Annotated in this window: 9 protein-coding genes; 6 read left to right on the top strand and 3 right to left on the bottom strand. The window is 71.7% G+C overall.

Features of this window, described 5'->3' with window-relative positions:
* Positions 1-257: 257 nt before the first annotated feature.
* Positions 258-908 carry a UdgX family uracil-DNA binding protein gene (locus JFB92_RS08425; RefSeq protein WP_199036951.1) on the top strand — a complete coding sequence of 217 codons (651 nt, stop codon included), beginning with the start codon at positions 258-260 and terminating at the stop codon, positions 906-908.
* A gap of 57 nt (positions 909-965) precedes the next feature.
* Here JFB92_RS08425 and JFB92_RS08420 read toward each other — a convergent pair whose 3' ends face one another.
* Both JFB92_RS08420 and JFB92_RS08415 read right to left on the bottom strand, forming a co-directional pair.
* Positions 966-1,391, bottom strand: a complete 426-nt coding sequence (locus JFB92_RS08420; RefSeq protein ID WP_199036949.1) for a CBS domain-containing protein — start codon at positions 1,389-1,391, stop codon at positions 966-968.
* Between the two features lie 79 nt (positions 1,392-1,470).
* Positions 1,471-3,315 (bottom strand): transketolase, encoded by a 1,845-nt coding sequence (locus JFB92_RS08415; protein ID WP_199036945.1) that lies wholly within the window; start codon positions 3,313-3,315, stop codon positions 1,471-1,473.
* Between the two features lie 224 nt (positions 3,316-3,539).
* Between JFB92_RS08415 and JFB92_RS08410 the strand changes: the two genes are divergently transcribed.
* Positions 3,540-3,983: a DUF4383 domain-containing protein gene (locus JFB92_RS08410; protein WP_199036944.1), complete on the top strand. Its 444-nt coding sequence runs from the start codon at positions 3,540-3,542 to the stop codon at positions 3,981-3,983.
* Between the two features lie 96 nt (positions 3,984-4,079).
* Here JFB92_RS08410 and JFB92_RS08405 read toward each other — a convergent pair whose 3' ends face one another.
* On the bottom strand, positions 4,080-4,505 hold the full coding sequence (locus tag JFB92_RS08405; protein ID WP_199036942.1) for a CBS domain-containing protein: 426 nt from the start codon (positions 4,503-4,505) through the stop codon (positions 4,080-4,082).
* Between the two features lie 246 nt (positions 4,506-4,751).
* Between JFB92_RS08405 and JFB92_RS08400 the strand changes: the two genes are divergently transcribed.
* The 4 genes from JFB92_RS08400 (at position 4,752) to JFB92_RS08385 (ending at position 8,163) form a co-directional block, all read left to right on the top strand.
* Positions 4,752-5,222, top strand: a complete 471-nt coding sequence (locus tag JFB92_RS08400; RefSeq protein WP_199036936.1) for a phage holin family protein — start codon at positions 4,752-4,754, stop codon at positions 5,220-5,222.
* Positions 5,219-5,632: a hypothetical protein gene (locus JFB92_RS08395; RefSeq protein ID WP_199036935.1), complete on the top strand. Its 414-nt coding sequence runs from the start codon at positions 5,219-5,221 to the stop codon at positions 5,630-5,632. The genes JFB92_RS08400 and JFB92_RS08395 overlap by 4 nt, the downstream gene beginning before the upstream one ends.
* Positions 5,633-5,830: 198 nt before the next feature.
* Complete coding sequence (gene araB, locus JFB92_RS08390; RefSeq protein ID WP_199036934.1) at positions 5,831-7,498, top strand: ribulokinase; 1,668 nt, start codon at positions 5,831-5,833, stop codon at positions 7,496-7,498.
* Entirely contained in the window at positions 7,495-8,163 is a 669-nt protein-coding gene (locus JFB92_RS08385) for an L-ribulose-5-phosphate 4-epimerase (protein ID WP_199036933.1), read from the top strand. The genes araB and JFB92_RS08385 overlap by 4 nt, the downstream gene beginning before the upstream one ends.
* The last annotated feature ends 19 nt before the right edge of the window (positions 8,164-8,182 follow it).

Raw genomic sequence — 8,182 nt, 5'->3', positions numbered from 1 at the left:
CCGGATGCTGTCCGAGCTGCGCGAGGGCCTGACCACCACCCGGACCTGAATACCCGCCTCGGGGCCGGTCCCCTCCCAAAATGTGACCGGGAATTGCGGGCGGGCCGCTTGCCCGCCCGCGCCCGCCGGGCCAGACTCGGGATGGACGGGGGCGGCACCGGGGAGGGCTCTGAGGTCGGTGGGACGAACCGTCGCAAGTGTCGCGGCATCGCGCGGCGGGTACCCCCACTACCGATCCCCCGATCTAGGAGGGTGACATGAGCCCACGCCGACCCGGCGCCGAACGCTGGGTGCCCCCGCGGGCCGGCATCGACCGGCTCCGCGAGGCCGCCGAGACCTGCGAAGGCTGCGAACTGTTCGAGGACGCCACCCAGACCGTCTTCGGCGAGGGACCGGACGACGCCCGGCTCCTCTGCGTCGGCGAGCAGCCCGGCGACGACGAGGACCGCAGCGGCAGGCCGTTCACCGGACCGTCCGGGCGACTGCTGTTCAAGGCGTTCGACCAGGCCGGAATCGACCGGTCGACGACCTACGTGACCAACGCCGTCAAGCACTTCAAGTTCGCGCAGCTCCAAACGGGCGGCCGACGCATCCACAAGAAGCCCGCCGCCGGAGAGGTCGCGGCCTGCCGGCCGTGGCTGCTCTCCGAGCTCAACGCCGTGCGCCCCGAACTGGTGATCGCGCTCGGCGCCACGGCCGCGCACTCCCTGCTGGGAAGGGAGTTCCGGGTCTCGTCGCAGCGCGGCGTCATCCACGACCTCGCGGCCGACTGGCTCGACGAGCCGACCCGGATCATGGCCACAGTCCACCCCTCGGCGGTGCTGCGGCTGCGCGACCCCGAACGGGAAGAGGCGTTCGCGCAGTTCATCATCGACCTGCGCAAGGCCGCCGAGGTGCTGACCGGCTGAACGCGCGCAAAGGACGCCGCGTCCCCTCCGCGCGGCGTCCCCTGCCGACTCGACCCGCTAATCGGGCTTGGATATCGATTCGACCAGCTCGCCGACGGTGCTCTCGGGCATCGCGCGCGCCACGTCGGACAGCGCGATGATTCCGACCAGGCGACGGTCCTCGCCGATGACCGGCAGACGGTGCAGCTGGTGCTCTTTCATCTTCGCGATGGTGATGTCGGCGTCCTCGTCGGCGCTCGCCCACACCAGAGGAGCCTGCGGGAGTCGGTCGACCGTGTACGTCTCCGGGTCCTTGCCGGCGGCCATCACGTGCACCACCAGGTCCCTGTCGGTGACCATGCCCTTGATCTTCTCGTCGTCGACGCCGCATATCGGCAGGCAGCCGACGTCCATGTCCGCCATCATCCGGGCCGCGTTCGCGGCGGTGTCGTCACTGCGCACACAGGTCGCGCCCGGGTGCATGAGGTCTCGTGCCGTCGCCATTCGAATTCTCCTTCCTCCCCGCCCGCGGCCGGGCCGGCGCGGGCCCCACGTGAGTACCCCTCCGGCCCGTTTCCATGCCTCAGGCCACCAGCCGCTGGGCGGCTCGGACGATCGAGTCGGCGTCGATGCCGGCGGCCGCCAGCTGCTCGGCCGGAGAGGCGCTGGCGGGCATCCCGCGCACGCCCAGCTTGGTGAACCGGACGTCGGGCACCCGCCCGCAGACGGCCTCGAGCACGGCGTCGCCGAGGCCGCCCACGGGCCAGTGGTCCTCGACGGTCAGCACCCGGCCGGTCTCGGCGGCGGCCTGCCGCAGCGCCGCGGCGTCGATCGGCTTGACCGAGTAGGCGTCGATCACCCGCACCGGCACCCCGGAGTCGGCCAGCCGCCGGGCGGCGTCGAGCGCCTCGTGGACGGTGATCCCGGCGGCCACGATGGTCAGCCTGTCGTGCGGCCCGGTCACCAGGGTGCGCGAGCCGCCGACGGGGAACTCCTCGCCGGGCCGGTAGATCACCGGCGTGTCGGACCGGGTCGAGCGCAGGTAGCTGATCCCTGGAAGCTCGGCCATGGCCGCGGTCAGGTGCGCGCACTGGTTGGCGTCGCACGGGTAGAGCACGATGCTGCGCCACAGCGCCCGCATCATCGCCAAGTCCTCCAGGCCCATCTGGCTCGGGCCGTCGCGGCCGATCGACACGCCCGCGTGGGAGCCGCAGAGCCGCAGGTCGGCGCGTCCGATCGCGGCCATGCGCAGGAAGTCGTGAGCGCGAGTCAGGAACGCCGCGAACGTCGCCGCGTACGGCTTCCAGCCCAGCGCCTGCATCCCGGTGGCGTTCGCGATCATCTGCTGCTCGGCGATGTAGCACTCGAAGAACCGGTCGGGGTGGGCGTCGGCGAAGCGCTGCGCGCGCGTCGAGTCGGCCACCTCGCCGTCGAGCGCGACCACGTTCGGGTCGGCGTCGCCGACGGCGGCCAAGGCCGTGCCGTAGGCGTCGCGGGTGGCGGCCATCGCCCCGACGTCGAACTCCGGCAGGTGGACCGGCCGGGCCGGGCGGTCGTGGCGGGGCTCCTTGTAGTCCGGTTCGGGGACGCGCACGCGGATGTCGCCGACGCCGCCGAGCTCGTCGAGCGCGCCCTCGAGGTCGGGGACGGGTTTGCCGTGGGCGCCCTCGCGGTCCTCCACGGCGTCCACGCCCGCTCCCTTCTTGGTGCGCGCCAGGATCGCGGTCGGCCGGTCGGGCATGTCCTCGGCGGCGGTGAAGGCCCGGTCGATCTGCTCGGGGTCGTGCCCGTCGATCTCGACGGTGTGCCAGCCGAACGCACCGATCTGCCTGGCGTAGGCGCCGGTGTCCCATTCGTACCTAGTCGGGCCGCGCTGGCCGAGCCGGTTGACGTCGACGATCGCGGTCAGGTTGCCGAGTCCTTCGTGCGCGGCGGCCGCGAACGCCTCCCACATCGAGCCCTCGGCCAGCTCGCCGTCGCCACACAGGACCCACACCCGGTAGGGGACGCGCGAGAGGCGCCGCCCGGCCAGGGCCATGCCGACCCCGGTCGGCAGCCCCTGCCCGAGGGAGCCGGTGGCGACGTCGACCCACGGCAGCCGCGGAGTCGGATGGCCTTCGAGGCTGGAGCCCAGGCGTCGGTAGCCGAGCAGCTCGTCCTCGTCGATCGCGCCCACGGCCCGCAGCATCGCGTACAGCAGCGGCGAGGCGTGGCCCTTGGAGAAGATCAGGCGGTCGTTGCCCGGCCGGCGGGGGTCGACGAAGTCGTACCTGTAGTGCCGGGCCAGGAGCACCGCCATCAAGTCGGCCGCCGACATCGACGAGGTGGGATGGCCCGAGGCCGCCCGGGACGAGCACCGCACCGCGTCGGCTCTGAGCTGCCTCCCCAGTTCGGCGAGGTCGACGGTGCTGGATTCGAGGGTGGTCATGGCTGCCTCCTTCGGGTGCTGCTGCGGGGCCCGCCTTCCAGGTCGTGGCTACCCGTGGCCGCGCGGCGCGAAACCGCGCCCCTGGTTTCGGCGGTGCGGCCGGGGGTATTCGCCGGTAAGGGGCCGCAGCGACCGCCGCCTACGGCCGCCCATCGGAGGGGGGATCCGAGATGACACATGCCGCTTCCCGGTCCGATTCGCGCTGGAGCGGACTTCGCCAGGAGGTGACGCCGCTGCAGGACGCAGGCGCCGTGATCGGGCTCGTCTTCGTCCTGGTGGGCGCCCTGGGGTTCCTTCCCGGCATCACCACCGGGATCGGCTCCCTCGAAATCGCCGGGAGCGGGTCCGAGGCGATGCTGTTCGGGATCTTCCAGGTGTCGGTGCTGCTCAACCTGCTGCACATCGGCATCGGCGCGATCGGCATGCTGATGTCCTGGTTCCTGCGCGGCGCGATCTGGTTCCTGACCGTGGGCGGCATCGCCTACCTGGCCCTGGGCGTGTACGGGCTCCTGGTTCCCGACGGCCACGTGGCCGACTTCGTGCCGCTCAACCTCGCCGACGACATCCTGCACCTGGCCTCGGGCGTCGTGATGCTGGTGCTGATGCTGACCCTGCCTCGCCACCCGACGCCGCACAGCTCGGGCGAGCACATCCTCGGGCCCTCTTGAGCCCCGGGGCTCCGACTGCGACATGGACGCGCCGCGGCCCGGCGCGGTCTCACCCTGATTCGCGCCGGGCCGCGGTGCCGCCCCGTCGGACCGGGTTCAGACGGCCGGCTCGGAGATCGCGCCGACGGTCTCCCCCACGACCGGTTCGGGCAGGCCCCGGGCGAGATCGGCCTGGCTGATGATGCCGACGACCAGGTCGTCCTCGACGACCGGGATGCGCCGGATCTGCCGTTCGGCCATCCTGCCGAGCACCTCGTCTGCGTCCTCGGACGGCGCGGCGACGATCAGCTCCTGCCGCTGCGGCAGGTCGCCGATCTCGAAGTCCTCGGCGTCGAAGCCCGCGGCCATCACCTGGAGTGCCAGGTCCCGGTCGGAGACGATGCCGATCAGCGTGCCCTCGGGGTCGCAGATCGGCAGCGCCCCCACGTCGTGCTCGGCCATCAGGCGCGCCGTGTTGGCGGCCGTGTCGTGGCTCTGGACGCATACGACGCCCGCCCGCATGATGTCCCGTGCGATGGCCATGTTCGCCTCCTTCGGTATCGGTTCCCTATTCCCTGTCTCGGCCACCGGACTACCCGGCGTCCCGCCGGTCTATGCACGCCGCCGGGATCGCCCGGTCGAACAGGTTCCCGCGTCGGGCTCTCTGAGGTTTCCGCCGCCCGGACCGGGGAACGCCTCCACCGTGCGGGCGTTCGGCCCGGTCTTCGCGACCAGTGGTCGAATGCGCGCGCCCTCAGACTGGCTTGAACGGATCGAGGGAGAGTGGACATGGAGGTTCGAAGCGACCCGGAGGGCACGATCCTCTCCAGCACCGCCGAGCAGGAGACCGGCGACGGGCACCGCGACTGGGACGAGCGCGACCGCTCGGTCGGGCAGCTGGTGGGGGACCTCAGCTCGCAGGTCGCCCACCTGGCGCGGGTCGAGGCGAGACTGGCCGCCCGCGAGGTCGCCGAGAAGGCCAGGCGCGGCGCGGTCGGCGGCTCGATGTTCGCCGTCGCCGGGGCGCTGGCCCTCTACGGCGGGGCCGCCCTCGCCGGGGCGGGGATCATCGCGCTGGCGCTGGTCTGGCCCGCGTGGCTGGCAGCCCTGGTCGGCGGCGTCGCGCTGCTGGTGCTGAGCGGGATCGTCGCGCTCATCGCGTGGCCGAAGGTGCGCCGGGCCATGCCGCCGGTGCCCACGGAGACGTTCGGGCGGACCCGCGAGGACGTCCGGGCCATGAGCGGAAGGCCGGAACGATGAACGGACACGCACGCCAGGCCCCGGGATCGGAAGTGACGCCCGGTCTGGGCGTCGGGCCGCTGCGCGGCCCGGTCGGGATCCCCTACCCCGAAGGGCCGTACCGACCCGGCGACGCCGAGGCCCAGGACCGGATCAGGTGGGCCGAGGCGGCGGCGCTGGCCGAGGAGCACCGCTCGGACGCCGATCTGCGCCGCGAGGTCGAGGCCACTCGCGAACGCATCGGCGCCGACGTCGCCGAGCTGCGCCACCGCTTCGGCATCGACGAGGAGGCCAGGCGGCGCCGCGCGCAGGCCCACGGGCCGATCGCGCCGGCCAAGCGCCACCCGCTCACCGCCGCCGCGGCGGGAGTCGGGATGGCCTTCACGGCGATGGTGGCCTGGAGGGCCAAGCGCCGCCACCGTAAGGCGTGACCGGGGTCAGGCTCCGGCGCGGCTCCTGCGCAAAGGGCGTCCGACAGTGGAAAGTGAGCAGTCCCACGGCCGGACGCCCTCCTGGTGTGGACCGATCAAATGCGTTAGGTTGTGAGGGATTCAGTGAGTGACGACCGCTGCACGGTCTGAAATGTCCGATGTTAGCGGTCACTTAGATTGCCACCCCAAGGAGGCCTCATGACCGGCAGCGACAACGAAGCCGTTGCTATCGGGATCGACTTCGGAACCCTCTCCGGACGAGTGGTCGTCGCCGCTGTAGCCGACGGCCGCGAACTCGCCAGCGCCGAGCACGTCTACCGGCACGGCGCGATCGAGGAGAAGCTCCCGGAAACCGACGTCACCCTGCCCCGCAGCTGGGCGCTCCAATCCCCCGACGACTGGCGCGACGTGCTGCGCCACGCCGTCCCCAAGGCGCTCTCCGCCGCCGGCGTCGGCGCCGACCAGGTCGTCGGGATCGCCACCGACTTCACCGCCTGCACCGTCCTGCCCACCCTGGCCGACGGCACCCCGCTGTGCGAGCTCGACGAGTACCGCGAGCGGCCCCACGCCTGGCCCAAGCTGTGGAAGCACCACGCCGCCCAGTCCCACGCCGACCGCATCAACGCCCTCGCCCACGAGCGGGGCGAGCCGTGGATCTCCCGCTACGGCGGCAAGATCTCCAGCGAATGGGAGTACGCCAAGGGCCTCCAACTCCTCGAAGAGGACCCGGAGCTCTACGGCCGCGCCGAACGCTGGATCGAGGCCGCCGACTGGATCATCTGGCAGCTGTGCGGCGAGGAGACCCGCAACATCTGCACCGCCGGATACAAGGGCATCTACCAGGACGGCAAGCGGCCCGACCGGGACTTCCTGACCGCGCTGAACCCCGGTTTCGCCGACTTCACCGAGAAGCTCGAGCACCCGCTGTCGGCCCTCGGCGACCGCGCCGGCGGGCTCACCGCCGAGGCCGCCGCCTGGACCGGCCTGAACGAGGGCACCACCGTCGCCGTCGGCAACGTCGACGCCCACGTCACCGCCGCCAGCGCCAAGGCCGTCGGCTCCGGCCAGATCGTCGCGATCATGGGCACCAGCACCTGCCACGTCGTCAACGGCGAGAACCTCACCGAGGCGCCCGGCATGTGCGGCGTGGTCCGCGACGGCATCGTCCCCGGCCTGTGGGGCTACGAGGCCGGCCAGTCCGGCGTCGGCGACATCTTCGCCTGGTTCACCGAGAACGGCGTGCCCGGCGAGTACACCGCCGAGGCCGAGAAGCGCGGCATCTCGATCCACGAGTACCTCACTGAACTGGCCGCGCGGCAGGAGGTCGGGCAGCACGGCCTGGTCGCCCTCGACTGGCACTCCGGCAACCGCTCGGTCCTGGTCGACCACGACCTGTCCGGCGTCATCCTCGGCCTGACCCTGGCCACCAAGCCCGAGGAGATCTACCGCGCCCTGGTCGAGGCGACCGCGTTCGGCACCCGCATGATCGTGGAGACCCTCGTCTCCTCCGGCGTCCCGATCGAGGAGTTCGTGGCCGCCGGGGGCCTGCTCAAGAACAAGTGGCTGATGCAGACCTACTCCGACGTCCTGCGCCGTCCGATCACGGTGCTGACCTCCGACCAGGGCCCGGCGCTCGGCTCGGCCATCCACGCCGCGGTCGCCGCCGGCTCCTACCCGGACATCGAGGCGGCCGCCGAGGCCATGGGCAAGGTCGAGCGGCACGCCTACGAGCCCGACCAGGCCCGCGCCGACGCCTACGACGAGCTCTACGCCGTCTACGCCGAGATCCACGACCACTTCGGCCGCGGCGGATCGAAGGCCCTCTACAAGCTCCACCGGATCGCGAACGAGGCGAGCAAGAAATGAAATTCGAGACCACCGAGGCCGTCGAGGCGATGAGGGCCGAAGTGTGCGCCCTGCACGCCGAACTGCTCCGCTGGGGCCTGGTCACCTGGACCAGCGGGAACGTCTCCGGCCGGGTGCCGGGCACCGACTACATCGTCATCAAGCCCAGCGGCATCTCATACGACGACCTGACGCCGGAGCTGATGGTCGTGACCGACCTGGAGGGCAACGTCCTCGACGGCGACCTCAAGCCCTCCAGCGACGCCGAGAGCCACAACCACGTCTACCAGCTCATGCCCGAGGTCGGGGGCGTGGTCCACACCCACAGCCCCTATGCGACCGCCTGGGCCGCCCGGGCCGAGCCGATCCCGTGCGTGCTGACGGCCATGGCCGACGAGTTCGGCGGAGAGATCCCGCTGGGCCCGTTCGCGCTCATCGGCTCCGACGCGATCGGCAGGGGCATCGTCGACACCCTCAAGGGCCACCGCTCTCCGGCGGTGATCATGCAGAACCACGGCGTCTTCACCATCGGCAAGAATCCGAAGGCCGCAGTCAAGGCCGCGGTGATGACCGAGGACGTCGCCCGCACCGTGCACATCTCGCGCCAGCTGGGCGAGCCGGTGCCGATCGCCCAGGAGAACATCGACAAGCTCTACGACCGCTACCAGAACGTCTACGGCCAGTAGCCCCCATAGGAGATTTTCC

Origin of the sequence: Glycomyces salinus (assembly GCF_016428645.1) — a bacterium.
Lineage (GTDB): Bacteria > Actinomycetota > Actinomycetes > Mycobacteriales > Micromonosporaceae > Glycomyces > Glycomyces salinus.
Note: the sequence above shows the minus strand (reverse complement) of the source record. Positions and strands in the feature narration are given on the sequence as shown.